Annotated in this window: 18 protein-coding genes; 1 reads left to right on the top strand and 17 read right to left on the bottom strand. The window is 54.2% G+C overall.

The annotated features are described in order from the left end of the window. Positions 1-17: 17 nt before the first annotated feature. From EL361_RS05275 to EL361_RS17370, 3 genes are all read right to left on the bottom strand, one after another. A complete protein-coding gene (locus EL361_RS05275; RefSeq protein ID WP_126377326.1) occupies positions 18-1,883 on the bottom strand; it encodes a 4Fe-4S ferredoxin in 1,866 nt (621 codons plus the stop codon). A 66-nt stretch (positions 1,884-1,949) separates the two neighbouring features. Then, positions 1,950-4,007, bottom strand: a complete 2,058-nt coding sequence (locus tag EL361_RS05280) for an acyl-CoA dehydrogenase family protein (protein WP_126377328.1) — start codon at positions 4,005-4,007, stop codon at positions 1,950-1,952. Positions 4,008-4,111: 104 nt separating this feature from the next. Continuing rightward, complete coding sequence (locus tag EL361_RS17370) at positions 4,112-4,900, bottom strand: thermonuclease family protein (protein WP_126377330.1); 789 nt, start codon at positions 4,898-4,900, stop codon at positions 4,112-4,114. Positions 4,901-4,990: 90 nt separating this feature from the next. Here EL361_RS17370 and EL361_RS05290 point away from each other — a divergent pair, with 90 nt between their 5' ends. Then, a complete protein-coding gene (locus tag EL361_RS05290) occupies positions 4,991-5,773 on the top strand; it encodes a substrate-binding periplasmic protein (protein ID WP_126377332.1) in 783 nt (260 codons plus the stop codon). 76 nt (positions 5,774-5,849) lie between these two features. On the opposite strand, the gene rpoD is transcribed toward EL361_RS05290, so the two are convergent. The 14 genes from rpoD to EL361_RS05360 all read right to left on the bottom strand — a co-directional run bounded on the left by rpoD (position 5,850) and on the right by EL361_RS05360 (position 21,183). Beyond that, a complete protein-coding gene (rpoD, locus tag EL361_RS05295; RefSeq protein WP_126377334.1) occupies positions 5,850-7,616 on the bottom strand; it encodes an RNA polymerase sigma factor RpoD in 1,767 nt (588 codons plus the stop codon). After that, positions 7,603-9,336 carry a DNA primase gene (gene dnaG, locus EL361_RS05300; RefSeq protein ID WP_126377336.1) on the bottom strand — a complete coding sequence of 578 codons (1,734 nt, stop codon included), beginning with the start codon at positions 9,334-9,336 and terminating at the stop codon, positions 7,603-7,605. Before dnaG ends, rpoD begins: the two co-directional genes overlap by 14 nt. A 10-nt stretch (positions 9,337-9,346) precedes the next feature. Further along, entirely contained in the window at positions 9,347-11,653 is a 2,307-nt protein-coding gene (locus EL361_RS05305) for an endonuclease MutS2 (RefSeq protein ID WP_126377338.1), read from the bottom strand. Between the two features lie 15 nt (positions 11,654-11,668). Continuing rightward, the gene (locus EL361_RS05310; protein WP_126377340.1) at positions 11,669-12,118 is read right to left on the bottom strand and encodes a GatB/YqeY domain-containing protein; all 450 of its coding nucleotides are present in this window, start codon (positions 12,116-12,118) and stop codon (positions 11,669-11,671) included. A gap of 140 nt (positions 12,119-12,258) precedes the next feature. Continuing rightward, positions 12,259-12,459 (bottom strand): 30S ribosomal protein S21, encoded by a 201-nt coding sequence (gene rpsU, locus EL361_RS05315; protein ID WP_126377342.1) that lies wholly within the window; start codon positions 12,457-12,459, stop codon positions 12,259-12,261. Between the two features lie 150 nt (positions 12,460-12,609). Then, a complete protein-coding gene (locus EL361_RS05320; protein WP_126377344.1) occupies positions 12,610-12,795 on the bottom strand; it encodes a hypothetical protein in 186 nt (61 codons plus the stop codon). Positions 12,796-12,820: 25 nt separating this feature from the next. Then, positions 12,821-13,093 carry an HU family DNA-binding protein gene (locus EL361_RS05325; protein WP_126377346.1) on the bottom strand — a complete coding sequence of 91 codons (273 nt, stop codon included), beginning with the start codon at positions 13,091-13,093 and terminating at the stop codon, positions 12,821-12,823. A gap of 306 nt (positions 13,094-13,399) precedes the next feature. Continuing rightward, a complete protein-coding gene (gene rsmA, locus EL361_RS05330; RefSeq protein ID WP_126377348.1) occupies positions 13,400-14,224 on the bottom strand; it encodes a 16S rRNA (adenine(1518)-N(6)/adenine(1519)-N(6))-dimethyltransferase RsmA in 825 nt (274 codons plus the stop codon). Positions 14,225-14,302: 78 nt separating this feature from the next. Further along, a complete protein-coding gene (locus tag EL361_RS05335; RefSeq protein WP_126377350.1) occupies positions 14,303-15,772 on the bottom strand; it encodes an alpha,alpha-trehalose-phosphate synthase (UDP-forming) in 1,470 nt (489 codons plus the stop codon). A 119-nt stretch (positions 15,773-15,891) separates the two neighbouring features. Further along, entirely contained in the window at positions 15,892-16,677 is a 786-nt protein-coding gene (gene otsB, locus EL361_RS05340; protein ID WP_126377352.1) for a trehalose-phosphatase, read from the bottom strand. A 146-nt stretch (positions 16,678-16,823) separates the two neighbouring features. Further along, the gene (locus EL361_RS05345) at positions 16,824-17,282 is read right to left on the bottom strand and encodes a DUF2062 domain-containing protein (protein WP_172961643.1); all 459 of its coding nucleotides are present in this window, start codon (positions 17,280-17,282) and stop codon (positions 16,824-16,826) included. 110 nt (positions 17,283-17,392) lie between these two features. Beyond that, on the bottom strand, positions 17,393-19,441 hold the full coding sequence (gene fusA, locus EL361_RS05350) for an elongation factor G (RefSeq protein WP_126377356.1): 2,049 nt from the start codon (positions 19,439-19,441) through the stop codon (positions 17,393-17,395). 64 nt (positions 19,442-19,505) lie between these two features. Further along, the gene (locus EL361_RS05355; protein WP_126377358.1) at positions 19,506-20,393 is read right to left on the bottom strand and encodes a hypothetical protein; all 888 of its coding nucleotides are present in this window, start codon (positions 20,391-20,393) and stop codon (positions 19,506-19,508) included. A 61-nt stretch (positions 20,394-20,454) separates the two neighbouring features. After that, entirely contained in the window at positions 20,455-21,183 is a 729-nt protein-coding gene (locus tag EL361_RS05360) for an outer membrane protein assembly factor BamD (RefSeq protein WP_126377360.1), read from the bottom strand. Between the last annotated feature and the right edge of the window lie 75 nt (positions 21,184-21,258).

The raw sequence follows: 21,258 nt of genomic DNA on the forward strand, positions 1-21,258 counted from the left end.
GCCGAAGACTTCCATCTCTAGTTTTCAGCCGAATGCAGACCACCGGAACCGGCTCTGAATGCGACGTTGGTCGCCTCAGGGTCTTTGGGGTCGGCCTTGGAACAGTTCCACAGGCAAGCCCCGCAGTGCACGCATTTTTCACGATCAAACAGCGGCACACCACCTTCGGGGTTCATGGCAATGGCCTGACCGGAACAGGCTTCGATACAGATTTTTTCATTACAGGCTTCGCACACCGAATGATGCTTGAAGATCACATGGTCGGCATAACCGGGGTTGGCCTGTACCTTGCCGCCCATGAGCAGTGCATCCTGATGCGAAATAAGCATCTGACCATCCAGGGGGATCTCGGGCCAGCCCACTTTATCCATCAGGGCATCATGCAGCCCCTGGCCTTTGGCCGTACAGTCCTTACGGATTTGTGCAATCTCCGACGGGGTGATTCGGCCCTTATAGAATTCCTCGATGCTCGGGATGCGTTCATAGGGCCGCTTGATGGCACTGCCCCAATTGAGCTTGCCACCGGACAGACCCGACATGGCCATGCCGATCAAACCCTGCACAACGCCGCTCTGGAAGCCATCGCGGGCCTTTTCCGCCACGAGAGCTTCGGACTCCACCCAGGAGGCACGGCGCTTGGCAACATAGGTCCGTTCCAGGTCTTCCTTGCTGAAATCGCTGCCTTCGCGCAGCAGTTCCAGCACGGCTTCACCCAGCAATATGCCCGTGGTCCAGGCCTCATCAACGCCTGATCCTGTGAGCACATTGGTCGAGCCGGAGCATTCGCCGATGCGGGCGTAGCCGTCACCAGCCAGGAACGGTTCGCCATGCTTACCGGACTCGCCCAGAGTTTTGGCACCCCAGGAACGCAGGGTCCCGCCCTCCAGCCAACGCCAGAGGTAAGGATGCATCATCCAATGTTGCAGATAGCGATAGGCCGTACGAACCGGGTTGTCGAACCACGAGGGCACGAAAATGCCCAGAGAGGCGGACATGTCAGGATAAACATACATAAAACCAAAAATCTCAGGTTCGGGAAAACCAAGAGTATGCAGCACCGTGCCCGGCTTCAGGTCACAGCCCTCGGGCAACTGCACGACCATCTTCATACCCACGGCATAATCGCGCTGGTGCTTGCCCTCCGGCAGGCCCTTCTCCTGGTCCACAGCGTGGCTCACAGGTCCCACGGGGCCGTCGCCAAGGATGGTCAGAGCAGCTTTGATATCCATGCCGGGCATAAAACCGGCTTCGGGTTCGCCCTGCTTGTTCACGCCTTGATCCACCAGACGCACACCGGTCAGGCGCCCCTCTTCGAACAATGGCCCTGCCACAGGAGTTCCAGGCCAGATCTGGGCCATGCCCGAGCCCATCACCTGTGATCCCGCCCACTGACAGAACTGCCCCATGGACAGTACCATGCCAGGCTCTTTCTTCAGAAATGGCGGAATCCAGGGCAATTCAAAGGCATGCAGGGACTTGTCACAACCCGGCATCAGACCCATCAGTTTTTCGCCCATCTTCAGCGTACCGCTTTTGCGGCTGGCACCGATGGGATCCAACAGATAGACGACCTTCTCCTCGGTGACTTCACTGGCCATGGGAATCTGCGACAGGTCGAGATCTGGGAACGAAGCACGGATGCCCCGGCCCTTGGTGACCACGCCAGACACGCCAAAGCCGATATCATCGGCACGTTCGTAACAGATAACCTGCGGCGGCATACCGGGCATGGCCTTGGAGTCGGCTACGGGAGTGCCATCTTCGTTCATCATGCCACGGGACAACGTTGTCAGGAAACCGGCCACGGCCGGGCCAAAGCCGACGCAGACGATGTCCGCTTCCATGCTCTGGCGGGGCACCTCTGGGGTTTGATTCTCGCTCATGGGGTCTCGCTTCTCGCGGAGGTATTGGGAAACGGGCCGCCCCCGGATTGGGGGCGGCCCAATGAATTACATGGGATAATCAAGGGCCTCGGGGATCATCACCCCGGTCAGGGCATTGGCCGCACGATCCTTTGCCAAACGCGCCCCAGAGAGACAGGAATCCAGCTCCAGACGAAGCCTTGCGAATTCATCCTGGCCTTCGAATTCCGCCCCGTCGCCGTATCCAAACACCAATTCGGCGCAGATACGGGCGGATTCACCAGCCGCGCGGGCGGCCTGGGTAAAGCTCATGTTGGCATAAAAATCCGTCAGGCCTTCCACGCCATCTGCCAGCACCGGGTTCAGTGGCGCCTGCTCCTTGAGCACAAGGACGTCCTTGATGAAGTAGCGGGAGGCAATGAGCCAGCCCAGAGCATCCGCCATGGCAAAGGTCACACCCTGGCGTTTGCCATGATAGAGCTTGCGGCCATCGGAATCTTTGGCACCCTGCAGGTAGTTCATGGCCCACAGCCACTGTTCCATAGCCGAAGCGAGAGTACAGGCCCCCACACCGGCATCAGTGGCGTGGATGCGCTTGAGTTCGGCAATCCACTGCTTGACGATGGCCAGGAACACGGGGTTGCTCATGGTCAGGGTCAGATGGCGACGCTGCACGGCCTCGGGGCCTTCGTAAGTGGCCTCCAACTGGGCGTCCATCCACTTGTGGCAAAGGAAGCCGGGACAATCTTCGGTAATGCCGTAGCCACCAACCAGAGAAACGGCCTCGCGCATCATGGTCGCGCCCACGCCGGTGTTCCAGAGTTTTGTTCCGGGGTTGAGCACCCCAGCCAGGGCATCCATATAGGCAAAACGGACCAGATTGTCAGATTCCAGTTCAGCCATACGTGTGGCGTCACCCTCACCCTCGGGGGCAAATTTCAGGGCAATGTATTCTTCCACCTCGGCCTGCTTCTTGCGCAGAGCCATAAAGCCCTTACGACCGCTCAGGCCCTGTTCTTCGAAAGAACGGTCCTTCTCACGCTCGATGGGATCGAACTCATCGGCAAGGCGCGCGGCGGCAAAGCCCAGGGAACAGCCAGCCTCGCCAGCGGCCCAGACATCGATCAAACGATGCAGTGAATCTTCCTTCTGCTGCAAGCCCAGATCGAATCTCGGGCTGCCTTGCTCTGCGGAACCGCCTCGGAAACGCTGACGGTGATAGCGAATCACAGGCTCAATGGCGGACAACAACTTGGCGGAGGTCATCAGCCCCACAGGGATGCGGGTACGATGAAACACCGAGGCAATGATCTCGCTGTGATTGTATTTGGGGATGATGACTCCGTCCTTGACCTCATAGCCACCAATGATCCGCGAAGCCGGGATCGAGAGGTTCATGACGGGGTCACGAGTGGAAGACAACTGGTGCACCATCTTCAGGGTCGGGGCGCCACGATCGAACACGCCGGGGTCACCATTTTCCAAGATCACCATGCAGGTGCCCTTGAGCCGCTCGTCATCGGATTCCACAGCTGCGGTCACGATATCGGCAAAATCCATATTGGTGATGAAACGCCCGCGCTTCTCCACCTTGAGCATGGGCTCCTGCCCATCTTCCCAGGATTCCACACGAATCTTGCCGCCCAGCACTCCGGTATCCACCCCCACGTAAGGTAAGGGCTCGGTCAGGGCAAAGGCGGCACGCTTGATCTCGCGGTCCTCACCGGGTTGGGGCGGACAGCACATACCCAGATAAGTATTGCGCTGGTCATCGGTCCCCTTTTCATGAATGGGGGCCAACCCCAGGCAACTGGCCAGAGAGCCGGTAGCCGCGCCTGCGTCTACCCAGGCCAATTCCAACGCCACCAAAGACAAAGCCAGGTTCTTAGGGCCTTCGATGAAGCCGCCCTGGCAGGGATCCATATAGATAGAGGTCAGACCGGATTCGTCAAAGGCTTTCAGCAGCTCAGCCTTACCCTCGGTCCACTCATGAGAATTGCGTTCACCATCAGCCACAAGCCTGGCGACCAAACCGCGGGCAATGCCCCGGGCCGACTGAACAGCCATCTGCAGGTCAAAGCGATCAGCATAGCGCCACAGAATCTGGCGGACGTCATCACCGGGCAGCGTGCGTAGAGTTTCCATAATAGTCAGCGTCCTGATTGTTGTTTATTCATATGATATATATTGGTCTCGAAAAAGTTCACGCAAGGTAGAATATTCAACCTTTGGAGTCAACGCCCCAAAGCTCATGCCACCAGCAAGAAAGTGAGACTTGGCGCTGACTCCCGCCTCATCCTTGCGCCCGCAACAAAGGGCAGGTTCCAAGTCTCTGGCAAGGAAACCGAAACCGTAAAGAATGGAGCTGAATAATGTGAGGCAGCGGGCCAACAGGAAACGCTACGAGCGGGACTGTAACCCTGCCAATAAACTTCCCATAAATCAGGCAGTGGCACCTGATTCGTTGGATGTATACTATTGGCTGCTGCCGTCCCCACGGGAAAGGCCCTACCGGATCTGGAATTCCCCATCCATGCTCCATGATTGTCGGACAGAATCTTGATTCGAGGCCAGAACCCACGTCCCTTTTGCATGGCAGTACGTTGAGCCGTTAGCAGGCGGTGTCGAAGCACCTGTGTATGTTCCCTGTGCGGATAATAAAATGCAAAGCCATCTTGAACCATGGCTGCAGCCACATCACGTCCATCAGCGAGCAGACAGGTGGCAAGGGTTCGGCCGTATCTGTCCTTGCCATGACTGACAAGCGTCAGGGGCTGCCCCATAACCAATCCTTGCAACGCCGCAGTTGCCTCTTCCGAAAAATATTGTCCCGGCTGACCATCGCGCCCCATTTCGGGAGCATCAATGCCCTGAAGACGAACCCAACGGCCTGAACGAAGGCGCATTGTATCTCCATCCGGAACCCATTTCACCATAACGGACCTTTCATTTGCCGCTACTGCCGAAGCACTGGCAAATGGCGATAAGAGTGCAACAAGTACAAATAAAACTCTATAAAATAGGTGCGTTGTATTCATTGTGTTTCACCTCTTAGCGCAAAAAAACAATTGTCGGGTCTCGTCATTGTCTGCTATAAAATTGCGACAATTATCCGGGCAACCATATCTATGAAGCAATACCCACTCGCGCCTTTGAGGGCAATCCTGACCGCGGCTTTGGTCGTTACACTTTTACTTGTGCCTTGCAATTCACTTGCTGGGCCGGACGATGGTCTTTTAACTCTCAGCTACAATGAAGATGGATACCCTCCTTTCCTGATTGAGCAAGAAGGGAAAATCTCCGGCATTACCGTCGACATTCTCACCCGGGCACTTCAACGGCTGGATTATAAACTCGCCATCACCTTGCATCCAGAAAAACGTGGCCAGGAACTTTTGCTTCGTGGCGAAGTCAACGCTCGCGGCAAAGCCAAGGAATGGGTCCTGCACCCGGAATTCTACGATTGGTCAGAACCTTTTCTGGAGCCCCATTCAGTCATCATTTCCCCCGCAGACAAACCTATTCTGACACCCACGATTGCCAACATGCAGGGTCTGTCCATCGCAGCCATACATGGCTTCAGCTATCCTTATCTGGACGAGGCCTTCACCCAAAACAGCCTCCATCGCGTCAATGTTCGCAACGCTCAAAAGCTGCTAGTTTTGACGCATAAGAAGCGGGTTGATGGCGCGGTTATTGATCGCTTCACTGCGCTCTGGCTGATAAAGAATTCCGATGAATATTCCCTCGAAGACTTCCATATTGCTGCGCATCCACTGAGCACTCTCGGTTATCGTCTGATGTTCAACAAGAAGCAGAACTGGAAGCCATTCATCAAGCGCTTCAATTCCGAAATCAAACACATGAAAGCTGACGGTACAATCCAAAGCATTTTGGACAATTACCGCTAAGACAGCCCACTCCACAACAAAAAACCCCGCCCGGTATCCCGGGCGGGGTTTTATTATTTGCAAAGTGCAAACTCTTCTAATTCTCGTAATATGATCGCAGCAACTGGCTCCGCACAGGATGACGCAACTTGCGCAGTGCTTTGGCCTCGATCTGACGAATACGCTCACGAGTAACGTTGAACAGCTTACCCACTTCTTCGAGGGTATGATCGCTCTTCTCACCGATACCAAAGCGCTTGCGCAAAACCTGCTCCTCACGAGGAGTCAGGTCAGACAGCACCGTGGCAATCTGCTCACCCAGCTTGGTATTGACCACTTCTTCGGAAGGAGCCGTGGCCTTCTTGTCCTCGATGAAATCGCCCAGGCTCGAATCTTCTTCATCGCCAATGGGCGTCTCCAAAGAAATGGGTTCCTTGGCAATCTTGAGGACTTTCTTAACCTTCTCAAGCGGATAATCCATACGCTCGGCGATCTCTTCCGGGGTCGGGTCACGCCCCAACTCCTGCACCAGATAGCGCGAGGTCCGGATAAGCTTGTTGATCGTTTCGATCATGTGCACAGGAATACGAATTGTCCTGGCCTGGTCGGCAATGGCACGGGTAATGGCCTGACGAATCCACCACGTTGCATACGTAGAGAACTTGTAACCGCGCTGATATTCAAACTTGTCCACGGCCTTCATCAGGCCGATGTTGCCTTCCTGAATCAGATCCAGGAACTGCAGACCGCGGTTGGTGTACTTCTTGGCAATGGAAACAACCAGACGCAGGTTGGCACGAATGAGCTCCTGCTTGGCACGACTGGCAGACCAATTGGCGCGTCGGATTCGCCACAGGACCTCTTCCAAGTCATGCACGGGATGGCAACATTTTTCCTGCAGCCGAACCAGAATTTCCATCTTGCCAGAGATCATTTCCTTGAAGGAAAAGACCTCTTCCACAGTCATGCCCAATTCATCGGCAGCCTTCACGGGATTGATCTCACGCGCATCCAGCTGGTCAAAGATGTCTTTGGTCTCGACTTGTGTTTTGCCCGTGGAGAGCAGATAGGCAGAGAGATCGCGCTGGCAGTTATGCATCTGACGAACGTAATCGCTCACCGTTTCGATGATGGAATCAATAAGGGTCTTTTCGAGCTTGATGTCACGCAAGCGTTGGACGATCTCTTCCTTGAAGGTCAAGATTTCCTTTTGTTGCCCATAGACGCGGCGCTCCAGAGTGGCGCAGTTATCAAGCTTGCAGTAAATCTTCTGCTTCTTGCGATAGACTTGGCGAACTTCATCCAGCAAATGGATGACCCGCTCGCGCTGGTTCATCTGGTCTTCACTGGGATCGTCTTCCTCAATGGTCTTGACCACGTCCTTGAGCTTGATGTTGCCATCCTTGAGTTCCTTGCCCACGCGGGCCAGTTCCTCAATGGCTACGGGAACTTCGACCAGAGCATAGAGCACGTCGAGTTCCCCGTTCTCAATCTTCTTGGCAATGACAACCTCGCCTTCGCGGTCCAGCAAGGATACGGCACCCATCTCGCGCAAATACATGCGCACAGGGTCGGTACTGCGGGAGGCGTAATCAGGCGAATCGTCGGTTTCAGCCAGCTTCAGCTTGTTATCATCTCCATCATCGGAGTCATCACTTACAAGCTCAAGCTTCTTGCCATCCTGCTCGCTGTCCACGATCGCAATATTCAACTGGTCGAAGATGTCGATAATTTCTTCGACCTGCTCCGGTTTGTTGATATCCGAAGGCAGGGCCTTATTGACCTCGTCAAAGGTCAAAAATCCCTTCTTCTTACCCTCGGCGATGAGGGTTTTAATCTGTTGGACTTCCTTAACGTTGCTCATTGAGCCTCCTTAAGATCTCCTGCTGCACACCGAGAAGCCGTTGCACCTCGGTGGCATCACCATCGGTCTGGGCCTTTCGCAGAGCCTCGAACGTAGCGGCTCTCTCATCAGAGAGATGCTCGCGCTTGAGATGGTCACATATTTCATGAAATTCCCGGTCCGCATCTTCTTGTTTTTTTGTACTAGTCTCCAGGCATTCGACCCAGTACCTCTTCTCGTGCGGAGCCAGGATGTGCATGACATCCTTTCCAGGGTTCGCGGCCATTTTTTCCCATAAACACATGGCAAACTCACTACCGAGCAAGTCACCCATGCCGAGATCGGCCAATTCCCCAACGCGATGTGGGTTACACACCGCAAATCGTAGCAGCTGCCTATCCAGCTTTTGCCCTCGGTCACGGGCAGCCAAGCCACCACTTTGTACCGGGCGTGCGGTCTCGGATCGTTCGCGAACCCCAGAGACGAGTTTTTCGCGAAATTCGACTTCCTTGAACCCCAGCCGCAGGGCAATGCGCGAAATGAGCGGAGATCGCCATTCCGGGCTATCCAGTTGCTTCAAAAAATTACTCGCCCACTCCACGACTTCGCGCGTGGACTTTTCGCTCACTATCCGCAGGCAGTACTCCAAGCCATCCGGTGCCGCATCCAGCAATTGCCTGAATGCATCTGCTCCCTTGGCGTGGAGCAAACTGTCCACATCTTCACCATCGGGCAAAATAACAACCCTGCAGTTCATGCCCCGGGCCAGGATCATCTCGCTGGAACGAAGTGCAGCCTTGCGACCAGCACCGTCTCCGTCAAACACAAGGGCCACCTGTGAACAGAATCCGGCCAATCGCCGAACCTGACTCTCGGTGAGCGCTGTGCCCAACACTCCGCAGGCGTTGCTGAAACCAAATTGATGCAAGGACAAAACGTCCGTATACCCTTCGGTCAGCAGGGCTTCCTTCAGATGAGCGATGGTGCGCCGTGCCTGAAATAGCCCATATAAATGGTCACCCTTCACATAAATGGGCGACTCACTCGAATTCAAATATTTCGGATCATCGCCGGTCAGGGTACGTGCCCCGAATGCAATGACCTGCCCTGAAAGATTATGAATGGGAAACATCAATCGACCACGGAATCGATCGTAGATATTGCCCTTTTCATTCTGTACCAGCAACCCGGCCTGAACGGCTTCTTTGGGCTGGAATCCCTTGGCCTGCGCGAACTTCTCGAACCCGTGCCAATCGTCCGGGCTGTAGCCCAGGCTGAAGGATTTGATCACTTCATCCGAAAGCTTGCGCTGAACCAGATAATCCCCCGCGATCTTTCCGCTGGGGGCGTTCAGGTTCCTGATATAGAATTCGGCAGCCTGCTCATGAAGCTTAAGGCTCCGACTTCGTTTTCGTTTTTTTTCGTCACGCTGGGGATCGGGTCTGGCTGTGGACAGTTCAACACCAACCTCTTCAGCCAGTTGCTGCAACCCCTCTCGAAACTCCAAGCCGTGGATATTACAATAGAAATCAATCACATCGCCTGAGGCTCGACACCCGAAGCAATAATAATACCCCATTTCCGGGTTCACTGAAAAGGACGGTTTTGTCTCCTGATGGAATGGGCACGGTCCGCTCCAACGCCCGCTGACCTGTCTGAGGTCCACGAATCGACGCACCAACTCGACGATATCCAGGCGCTGTTTGATGGCCCCGATGGCGCCTGAATCGACCTTACCCATGTTTCACCGTCTATTTCAGTTCTACAATGGTCATACCGTCACCGCCACGATCCTCTGGCGCCAACGAAAATCGAGCAACAGCCGGAAATCCCTTCAAAATTCTGTGAACTTCCTTGCGCAATGCGCCAGTCCCGCGCCCGTGGACAACTTCCAGCTCTTCCCTGCCGGAAAGCACCGCACCATCCAGAAATTTGTACAACTGCGCTTCGGCTTCATCAGCTCTCATTCCGCGCAAATCCAGCACCATGGTTTGCGCAGCTCCCCCCGCAGGGACATTCACGGTAACATCAACGGGGCCGTTCTCAACATGGTCCGGGGTTAGACTCGCGATATCCGCCCACACGCTGACGCCGCCCATATCCAGCTTGACCTGTTGCCTGCGTTCGTTCAACCCGGCAATCACGCCTTTCTTACCCAGCCCCTGATGCTTCATGGCCATGCCAACGGCCAAATCATCCCAGCCCAGGGGTTTGGCCTGAGCTTCGTCTTCGACCGAAGCACCGCCCTGCTCCACCGCTGCCTGCTTGCGCAGTTCTGCAAGTTCTTTGAGCGCCTGCTTACGGCCAATTTTATCCTCTCGCCACTTCTTGAGGACAGATTGTGCCTGGGTCTGGATATCGTCCAGCAACTTGGCTTTCTCACGCTCAAAACGCTCGTGATAGCGCACTCGCTTTTCGTGCAACTTGTCACGCTCACTGCGAAGCACAGTCAGCTCTCTTTCGCGCTCCACCGCCAAGGTATTCAATCGTTCAACAACCTTGGAGGTGTCCGAGCCGTCGAGCAGCATATACTTCTCAGCCCGGATCAAAATATCTTCAGCCAGACCGTGTTCACGCGCGACATCCAAGGCCTGACTGGCACCAACCTGATCGTACGCCAGTTTATACAACGGCTTACGCGTGGCCGGATCGAACAGCACCGAGGCCGCCCGCACCTCGTCTCGCGTCAAGGCATAGGCCTTGAGTGCAGGAAAGTGCGTTGCCAAGGCAATCCAGGAGGATTTAGCCAAGAATCCATCCACCACGGCCTGAGCCAAAGCGGCCCCCTGGCTGGGGTCGGTACCTGCGCCAAATTCATCCATAATCACCAGAGTAGAATCGTCAACGCTATCGTAGGCATCAGATAAATTTTTTATCTGTGCGGTGAACGTTGACAGAGAGTCCTCGATACTCTGCTCGTCACCCAAAAGTACAAACACTTTGCGCCACAAAGGCATGCTGGAGCCCTCGGCAACACAGACGGGCAAACCGGACAACCCCATCAGTGCGGACAGTCCCAAGGTCTTCAGACACACGGTTTTACCGCCCGCATTGCCACCACTGACAATCAGAGCCTTCTGTCCTTCCTCCAAAATCAAATCCACAGGGACATTGGCTTCATTACTCTGGACAAGCAGCGGATGCCGCGCATTGCGCAGATTCAGCGGAGCACCTTCGGTAATATCTACAGGCCGGGCATCGAATCGTTTGGCGAACCTCGCCTTGGCAAACAGGATGTCCGCATTAATCAAAAATTCGTAGCAAGCCCTCAGGGCGTCCTCTTCCTGCCGCATCAGCCCCGACAGGTAGCGCAGAATCTCTTTTTCTGCGCTACGTTCTTCCTTCTTGAGTTCCTGAAGCTCGTTGTTCTGATCCACCAGGAACATGGGTTCAAAATAGCAAGTCTCACCAGTCTGCGAGTAATCATGTATGATTCCAGGCAGCTTATTCTTGAAATTCGTTTTGAGAGGCAACACGTACCGGTCCGAAGACACGGTCATGAAGTCTTCTTGCATATACTGCGCAATGCCTTTCTGGTCCACAAAGGACTTCACTCGCTTGGTACAGCGTTGGTGAATGGCTCGAATTTCTGAACGCACGGAGTACAATTCAGGGGAGGATTCATCCCGCAACAGCCCATCAGCATTGATGCAGCGTTTGAGTGCAGGCCACAAGGTGTCGGGCCAGGTGAATTCCGTCAGGGCACCCAGCAGAGGCCAACGCTCGGGGTCAGCTTCCTGCATACGCGAACGGACGTCACGGGCATCACCGAGGACCTGAGACACAGCCCACAGGGCGTCCAGGTCAAATACTTCTGATGGTCGCTTCAGGTGATCAAGAAAACCAAGCAGGGACGGAAACACGGGCAGTCGAAAACCCGTTTCCAATTTCCAATCCGTAAATTGCCGGGTGAGCTCGGCTTCCAATTCAAGATCTTTGGGATTGTCGAAGGGCGCAATACGCGTGCAACGCTCGGCTCCGGGCTCCGAAACGCACAATTCGGCCAGGATGCCGAGCACCTTGGGAAATTCCAAAAGCAGTTTTGATCTGGATTGCATCAAGAGTCGCTGAGCCTAACCGGCCAGTTTGGAGCGTACAAGGCCAGACAAGTGCTTGCCATCCACACGCCCCTTATAAGCGGAAGTGATCGCCCCCATCACGCGGCCCATGTCTTTCATTCCATCGGCCCCGAGCTCTGCAATAGTGGCATCCACCAAAGCTTCAACCTCTTCGGGGGATAATGCCTCAGGCATGTACTCCTGAAGGATCACGAGTTCGGCTTCCTCGATGGCGACCAGATCATCGCGATTCGCCGCGCTGAACTGCTCGATGGATTCCTTGCGCTGCTTTAATTGGCGCGCAATCAAATCCAGAACATCGTCATCGGATGGCTCGGCCTTCAGCTCGACCTGACGGTTCTTGATCGCAGTCTTGAGCATGCGCAAAACACCGACCCGAACCTCTTCCTTAGCCTTGTAGGCAGTAATGAAATCACTTTCGAGCTTTTTGAGAAGGGTTCCCATGGCATCTCACCTCAGAGACTTTTTCCGGATGAACACCGGAGGTAGAAAAGAATGCGGCGCGGAACGGATAAAGGCCGTCCCGCGCTGCACATCTTGCTTTGTAGTAGACCAAGGGTCCACGCAGACAAGCGCCAAAGGCGCTAGCCCATGTTAATCTTGCGCATCTTCTTGAGGAGCCGTTTGCGAGCGGCAGCGCGTTTCTTTTTGCGCTGGACGCTAGGCTTCTCGTAGTGCTGACGCTTCTTCAGTTCGGACAGAATGCCGGACTTCTCAACCTGCTTCTTAAAACGACGCAGGGCGATATCGAAAATCTCATTATCTTCAAGCAGCACGCCTGGCAAGAAAATCACCTCCCTTGGTGAGTCCTCGTCTAACGAGGCACTCAATGTAGAACGAAGATAACTACCCCACTCGGCGCCTCGAGGCAAGAAAAAAAAAAGCCCGGGCTGCATTGCTGCAAGCCGGGCTGATCTTACAATAATAAGATGGTCCTAGTGTCCGTTACCAGAGTCCGGATTGACGATGGTCTCGATGTAGGACTTGGCCACCACAAAGCCCACTGCGAGGCCCAGGATACCCAGAACCATATACAGTACGCCAAAGAACACAGCGTGATCGGGAGCCCACCAGGGGAGATCCCAAGGAAGCGCGCTATGCAGGGTTTCACCATGAATCATGATTCTACTCTCCTAAACGGACAACTTACTTTACGGCGTCCTTGAGGAGCTTGCCGGGACGGAACTTGACAACCTTGGTGGCGGGAATCTTGATCTTCTCGCCAGTGCGGGGGTTGCGGCCGGTGCGGGCTTTACGCTCTTCAACTACGAAGGTGCCGAAGCCGGTAAGGGTCAGCTTGCCTTCTTTCACCAGGGTGGACTCGACAGTGTCGAGGAATGCATTCAAAGCGCGCTCGGCGTTCGCCTTGGTGATGTTCGCCTTTTCCGCGATTTTAACGACCAGATCAGCCTTAGTCATCAGTCCTTTCCTCCTCAATAGAAAGTTACTCTAACTCCCCTAAAAACTTGCACACCTACTTCCAAATTCGTCCCGGAATCCCGAACGAATCAAGCGGCAGACATCAGTGCTACCGCACTTAACAAAAATCGGATGAAACTGGCTGGTAGCCTTAGTGCCACACACGCGCAGACCCTTCAGTGGCATTAAAGCAATCAGCATTCCGTGTCTAGGGGTTTTGTCAGAATTACTGCATGTTTTTAACCCCATGCAGGTTTTCCACCCCTCCGACAACCCAGAGACCTTGGCAACGAACCGTCCCTTATGTCAAGCCATAAAATGCTGTTTCACCAGTAACGACAAGGCCTGGAAGTGTATTGGGGCTAATTCTTCGGGTCTTGAACGCAGGTTGTGACCCATCTGTTCAAGAGCTTGCACAAAATCATCATTAATACATGATTTCAGTGTCTTACCTAGTTGTTTACGGCGATTCTGAAAACACTTTTTGACCAAAGCAGCGAGTGCTTTAGGATCAAAATCCCGAGGCCCCGTCTGCGGAAAAAATGATAGCACTGCGGAATCCACTTTTGGGCGGGGAGTAAAGGCTCCCGGACCAATAGTGAACAGCATTCGTGGCTTCACGTAGCTCTGAATCCAGACGGACAGTCCTCCATAGACCTTGGAACCGGGAGCTGCGACCAGGCGCTGCCCCACTTCCTTTTGGACCATGAAAACGGCACGGGACAAACCGCTAGCCTGGGAGAAAATATCCCACATCAGCGGCGAGGCAACGTTATACGGCAGATTTCCTGCGATCTTCCAACCACCTTCAGGCATCAGACGTTCCCAACGCACGGCCATGGCATCCGCTGCCAACGGCTGTACCAAGGGACATTTGTCCCGCAACTCAAGAGCCAAATCCAAATCTCGTTCCACTGCCGCGTACACCCGGGGGGCTGCCTCACTGATATGTACGGACAACGCACCATGCCCTGGCCCTATCTCCAGAACCCGATCCTCGGGCTGGATTTCCAAGGCATCAACAATACGACGACAAACACCACTATCATGCAGAAAGTGCTGTCCAAAACGTTTCTTGGCAAAGCGCCCGTATCTGGGTGGAGTCGCTACGGATTGTTTTTTGGAAGACATGTCGCTGGGGTCCCGAGGATGAATCTGTTAATCAGTCCGGCGCCAAAATGGACCGACCCTGAGGGAGTATGGGCGCTATCAACGTTCCGTGTGAAAGTCCACACTATCCTGACGAAAATCATCCAGGCGTGTGCCAAAACCGGCGTTCAGGAAGGAATCGACCCACCAGTAGATGTCGTACTTGCGGATGATGGTTTTCAGCTTGTGCATTCGAGTCTGTTTTTCATCAGTACCCATCACATAGGCTCGATACACCGCATCGGCCACCCCCTCAACGTCATGTGGATTAACCAACAACGCTCCGCGCTGGAGTTGTGCCGCCGCACCTGCAAATTCCGAAAGCACCAGCACCCCCTGCCCCGAGACGTCGCAAGCGCAGTACTCTTTGGCCACGAGATTCATGCCATCCTTCAGCGGTGTTACCAAAGCGATTGCCGCCACACGATAATAGGCCACCAATTCCTCGCGAGACAAATTACGATAGAGATAGTGGATGGGGACCCACCCCGGTTGGGAATACTTACCGTTCACCTCGCTGACCATGCTCTCGATCTTCAGCTTCTTATCCTTATATCCTAGAATATCCTCCCGACTGGGCACAACGATTTGGACCAGAGACAATTTTTCACGCACTTCCGGGTACTTGGAATACAGGGTTAACATTGCCTGAATACGTTCAGGGATGCCTTTGGAATAATCCAATCGATCCGCCCCCAGAATCAATATCCTTCGCCTGAAGGCCGCGTGAACCTGATGGGCAAGGTCGGCAGCGACGCGCGTCCTCGCCAGATCCTGGAACTCCTTGAAATCGATACTGATGGGGAAATACCCCACACGCAGTTCCCGTTGCTCATAATTGACGGATACAACCTGCCCACGTCCGCTAAGCTTGGCGTCGGGGCGCAGCAACCCCACGCACTGCACGAAATTGCGGCGGTCGCGCACGGTCTGAAAACCAACCAGATCAAATTCGAGCAACGCTTCGATGATCTGTTTACGCCAAGGCAGTTTCAAAAAAATATCAGGCGGGGGAAATGGAATATGCAAAAAAAATCCACAGCGGCGTTTATGATTCTGCTGCTTCAGGCTCCAGGCTGCGTGCATCAAATGATAGTCCTGAACCCATACATAGGCGTCTTCATCGCTCTGATTGGCAATGGCCGAGGCAAATTTTTGATTGACCTCAAGGTAGGATTGAAAAAAAGCCGGATCGAAATTGCAGAGGGTTTGCAAGTCATGGAACAAAGGCCAGATCACTTCGTTTGAAAACCCCTGATAATACCCCTGCACCTGTTCCTGCGACAAAGGTACAGCCACCAGATTGTACCCAGCCTTGCGCGAATAGGTATCAAGATGTGCCTGGACATCAACATCTCCCGTGGCACCAGTCCAACCGATCCAGTCTCCTCCCCGATCACGAAGAACCGGAGCCAAAGCCGTGACCAGTCCCCCCTTGCCAGGATGAACTTCAAAAGAATCACCTTGTTTCTTCAAGGCGATGGGAAGACGATTTGAGACGACGACAAGCCGCTTTGATGATTTACTCATGGGGTGTCAAAAGCCAAGCCCAAAGCCCGCATTCGGTCGTGAAGAGGTTTCACAATCATATCGGGAATATACCTCAGCCACAGCTTGATGGCAAGAAAACCCGAAATACTGAGGGAAACTCAACCCTTTGAGATGGCTACCAACACCCGATTCAGGAAATCCAGAAGCTCGCCCGGGGGTCTGACCCACCAGTCCGCCTGCGTTTCGCGATACTCGGGTCTGACCAGAATTCCAATTCCGTTGCCCTCCAGGGCAACAAAACCATCTTCATCGGTCTGATCATCTCCAAGATAAAATATTCTTGTTTCCTTGGAGGATTCCTTCAACACACGGGCCACAGCAAGTCCCTTGTGCACATCAGCACTTCGAAGTTCCACCCCTCCGTCGAAGGGGCGCAATTCCAACTCGTGCTGACCGGCGATCTCCAACCACATTTCATGAACACGAAGAAGGACACCGGAACTCAATGCCGTCGGTATCGATCTAATATGAAAAGACAGACACCCGGGTTTGACTTCCACGGCCTGACCATATCCTGCCGTCACTGCCCAAGACCTGGCCCGCTTCAGGCCCTGCTCTTGCTCAGCCCTCAGCGTAGTGGCCTCAATGGTTCCGTCAGGACACAAACGTTCTCCACCATGACTCCCCCACACCTCAGGAGTCTTTTCCATTCCCAAAAAAACAGGTAACTGCCTGCAATTTCTGCCAGTAACAAAGACCAGCCGGCAACCAGCCTCGCTCAATTGATTCAGGATTTCTGGAATTCCAGGATACGGGCGGGCAGCTTCAGGGTTCGGAACGAACGGCGACAAAGTTCCGTCATAATCCAGAATCAGCGTGACTGACGAGCCAGATAGACCAGCCCAGAGTTCACTCAGCGCCGAAACAGTGTCCCAGGTTTTCATCTCTGCTCCCGTTGGATAGAAAAATCATCATGAGTCGCCATGGAGGCGAACTGATGACAATCCTACACCAGCTTCATGGAGACAGCAAAAAACATCGCGTATCAGCAGGAAGGCGAAGAAAATCAGAATTATAAAGGAAAAACAGGTTAGCGCAGTCGAGTACGTTTCTTGAGCAGTCTCAAGGCCCGCCGTTTGCGATAGCGAACCACGGCCTTTCGGGTCAGAATGTACGTAGGAATGGAGGCTGGGAGTCCCATGACGAAGCCAGCGATCATCATGACCTTGAAGCATTCCAGCAGATCCTTACCAAAGCTGGCGAACTGGCGAACATCCAGGGTCTGTAAAAGCACCTTGAATTGCTCGACCTCCATGTCTGGCACATCCCAAGGGACCATGGCCTTCCCAGTGACATAAAGGAAATAATAGAAAGGCACCCAATTAAACGGGTTGGAAATCCAGGTCCCCATGAACCCCACCACAGGGTTACCCCGCAGCGGAATACACAGAATGACTGTCAATGTTGTCTGCAAGGGGACAATGGGCAGAAATCCTGCAAAAATCCCCACTGCCATGCCCATGGACACGGAGTGCGGAGTTGCGTTCATGCGCATCACGCGCAAATATTGATATCGGGTCCAGCGTTTGATTCTGGACCATCTGGAATGCTTGATTTGCTTCATCTCGGATAAAATATGAACGGTTTGGGATTTACGATTTAGTCCAGCACATCAAACCGGGAAAACTTCATCATCATCCCGGCTCGGCCTTGCGTGGCGGACCTAAGCGCCGTGGAAAAACCAAACAACTGGCGAAGAGGAGCCAACGCCTGGACAACTTTCTGTCCGGCCTGATCAAACATGTTGTCAATCTTGGCCCCCTTGGCTCCGAACAGACTGATGACCTCGCCCACGAACTCCTCGGGGACGCCGATCTCCACAGCCATGAGGGGTTCCAATAATATGGGCTTGGCAGCAGCCAGAGCGTCCTTCAAGGCAGACACTGCGGCCATATGATAGCCCACGGGGCTCGACTTGCCATTCTCGCGACGCATGCCTGTAACGGTGATGCGCACATCCTGCAAGGGATACCCCCTGAGAACACCTGACTGCATCCCGTCCTCCAAGCCATCCGCCACAGCTTGAACCCAGGCTTCCGGCCAGTCTGTGGTGTCCATCTCAAAAACAACGTCACAGCCCTGGCTGCGTGGCAAGGGGGCAACGCGGACACTGACGTGACCGTAATGTTCCTCGTCGCCAAGTTCGCGATCGAATATGCCATCAGCAGAGGCTTGAGCCCTCACGGTTTCCTGGTAGACCACCTGCGGTTTACCGGCACGAGGCTCAACGCCATATTCCCGGCGAATCCGTTCAAGAACGACCTCCAGATGCAACTCCCCCATGCCGGAGATGACCAATTGATCAGTCTCTTCATCACGCTCGGTTGCAAGCGTCGGGTCTTCCATCAGCATCTTCGCCAAAACTTCTTCAAGTTTATCCGCCTCGGCGGAATTGCGTGGCTCAAGGGCCAAAGAGATCACCGGTTTATACGCTTCAATATTCTCGAGTATAACCGGAGTCTCGCGAGTACTCAGAGTATCCCCGGTTCGAGAAAATTTCATGCCTGCCGCGGCCACAATCTCACCAGCGAAGGCATGGTCTGTCTTTTCCTTACGCCCGGCGTGCAGGTGGAACAGTCTGGCGACGCGTTCGTCCTTGTCCTGGGTGACATTATAGACGGTCTCTCCGGCCTGCAGCACTCCGGAATAGATTCGCATCAACACCAGTTTACGCCCGGTATCCATGCTGACCTTAAAGGCCAGTGCAGCAAGATCGCCACCTGGATCGGATATGACCTCAACCTTTGTCTTGTCCAATGGACAGACCGCTTGTTGAGGTGGAACTTCACCGGGGCTGGGTAGATACCTGCAGACGGCATCCAGAACCTGTTGGACCCCAACATTCTTCAGTGCCGACCCGGTAAAGACAGGGACAAGGGCCAGGGAGAGTGTCGCCCTGCGCACGGCCTGATGCACATCCTCAGCCGTGATCTCTCCCTCCATATAAGCTGCCAGAAATTCCTCGTCTGCATCGGCCAGGATTTCCAGCATCTGCTCACGCCAGGTTTCAGCGGTGGTCGACTCAGTCTCTGACAGGTCCACTGTCGAATACTTTTCACCCTTGGAAGATTGATCAAAGATGATCTTCTTCATGCTGACCAAATCAATGATCGCTTCAAAGTCCTGACCTTCACCCACGGGAATGATCATGGGCAGAGGGGTGACCTTGAGCTTATTTCTCATGGCCGTGAGGACGGCTTCGAAATCCGCCCCCAAGCGGTCCATCTTGTTGATGAACGCCAATTTGGGTACGTGATATTTCTGGGATTGGCGCCACACCGTTTCGGATTGGGGTTCAACACCGCCCACCGCACAAAACACACCGACAGCGCCATCAAGCACACGGAGTGAGCGTTCGACCTCGATGGTGAAATCCACGTGCCCAGGGGTATCAATGATATTGATGGTGGAGTCTTGCCAATGGCAGGTGGTGCAGGCCGAGCCGATGGTGATGCCGCGTTCCTGTTCCTCTGGCATAAAATCCATGGTGGCTGTGCCTTCGTGCACTTCGCCCAACCGATGGATCTTGCCGGAATAATACAGAATGCGTTCCGTCAAGGTCGTCTTGCCAGCATCGATATGGGCAATGATCCCGATATTTCTCAAATCCTGCAGATAATTCTTGGGTGCAACTGGCTTTTTGCCCATGAAATTGTCCTTGCGCTCCGGTGAATGGGGCATGGGATCGGAAGATGGATTTTCCTGAAACTTTTTACTCGTTCCAGCCACCAATTGCCAGTGTTTCCGCACGGAAAAAGTCAGTGGTCAGCTCCGGACAGGCCCAGCACCCTTCCTGCCCCGGCCCCAGGGCCAAGGCTGCTCGCCCGACGGACTCCATCAAGCGTGCTTCGGGGACATACAACGCACGATACCCTTCACGGAGAAAAGACTCAAAGCTGCCACGCTTGCGAGAAAAATTAAGCGGCAAATCAGGAAGAGACTCCCGCGCACCCCATATATCAAACATTGTGCACGGATGGGCCCATGCCAGCGTCTCATAGTCCCAATCGCCGCCAGCTCCAGCCCAAATACCAAGACGCTCGGTCACAAAGGGCTTGAAAAGCTTGAGCGGTGGAGCAGCATACCCGGCAGCGACAGCCAGCGAATTCAGCGCTGTGCCCTGCCCAAAGAACAGGACTGCAGCTGAACGGGTTTCGGTTAGCCTTTCCATGAAACGCCGTGCTTCGGGTTCACTCAATTGAAAGACTGTTTCCAGCCCAACCAGCTCCAAAGCGGCCAAGACATCATCTGACACAGCCAGACCATCTTCGATACGCACAGCGCACATGCGCTTGGCGCCCGACAAGACCAGAGGCACAGCAGCCGCAGCGACTTGGACAGGCGAAACACACGTGGAATCCAGAAAAATCACGGCACAATCCATGGGAGCGGATACCCCATGAGAAGAAAAGCCCTGACGATGAGCAATGCATTTGTCCTCACGTCGGTCCCGCATGGGACCGATCAGGGCATGTACCTGCGCGGCTGTCTTCTTGATCCAGGCCCGACGCATCCCTGGCATCGCGTTGTAGGCAAGGGAAAATGCCTCGTCCGGAACAAGACAGTCGGTCATCCAGTCAGCATAGAACGAATCACCCATAGCTTCTCTCCTTGCGCTCCAAACAAAAACGGCCCGTGTGGGCCGTTTTCAAAATCATGGCCTACAGCCAGTCTAACCATTCCTTCCAGCTTCCCTGAAGTCGCTCGCGTTCCTCTTCCGAAGTCAACTTCTGGTGTTTCAACCAGGCAATCTCAGCTCGCTTGGCAGCGTAGGCTGCGATCTCAGGCAAATCCTGAAAGTTATCCTTGATGTAAGTATAACGCTCCCATGCAGAACCATATCGCTCGGAGCGCCAGTAGAAGTCCGCCACAAACACTTCGTGTTCGGCCATCAGCCGGCGGCATTCAACGATGTAGCGATCAGCTTCGGCGATGTACTTACTTTCCGGATAGACCTGCTTGAGGCGAGTAAAATACTCAATGGCCGTACGCACTGTATTATGGGGCTTGTCGATGGACTCGAACAGCTTGAAATTGCTGACGCCAACCTGGAAAAGCACGTACTCAATCATCTCATGGCGGGGATGCAGAGCCTCAAACTCCTCATAAACATCGGCAGCCATCTGGTATTCTTCAGCCAAGAACCAGGCATCACCCAGAGAGAGCTCAGCCTTGGGAGTGTAGGGACTGAAGGGGTACCTGTCTTTCAAGGCCTGGAAGTGCCCTGCTGCACTTTCAAACTCCTTGGCCTTCATGGCATCCAAACCAGCTTCGTACAGCTCCTGTGCGGTGTCTTCAGGAGGAGGAAGGAGATAGTAGTCGATCATACCACATCCTGGCAGCACCAGGAGCAATCCCATGAGAGAAACGAATTGAAGCAGTTTACGCATGTTCCCTTCCGATCCAAGTGTCACGGGCCAATTGCCCCCCAACTCCCTTCCAGTCGCACGACCGCGAACAGGACT

The organism is Desulfovibrio ferrophilus, assembly GCF_003966735.1.
In the GTDB taxonomy this organism is placed as follows: Bacteria; Desulfobacterota; Desulfovibrionia; order Desulfovibrionales; family Desulfovibrionaceae; genus Desulfovibrio_Q; species Desulfovibrio_Q ferrophilus.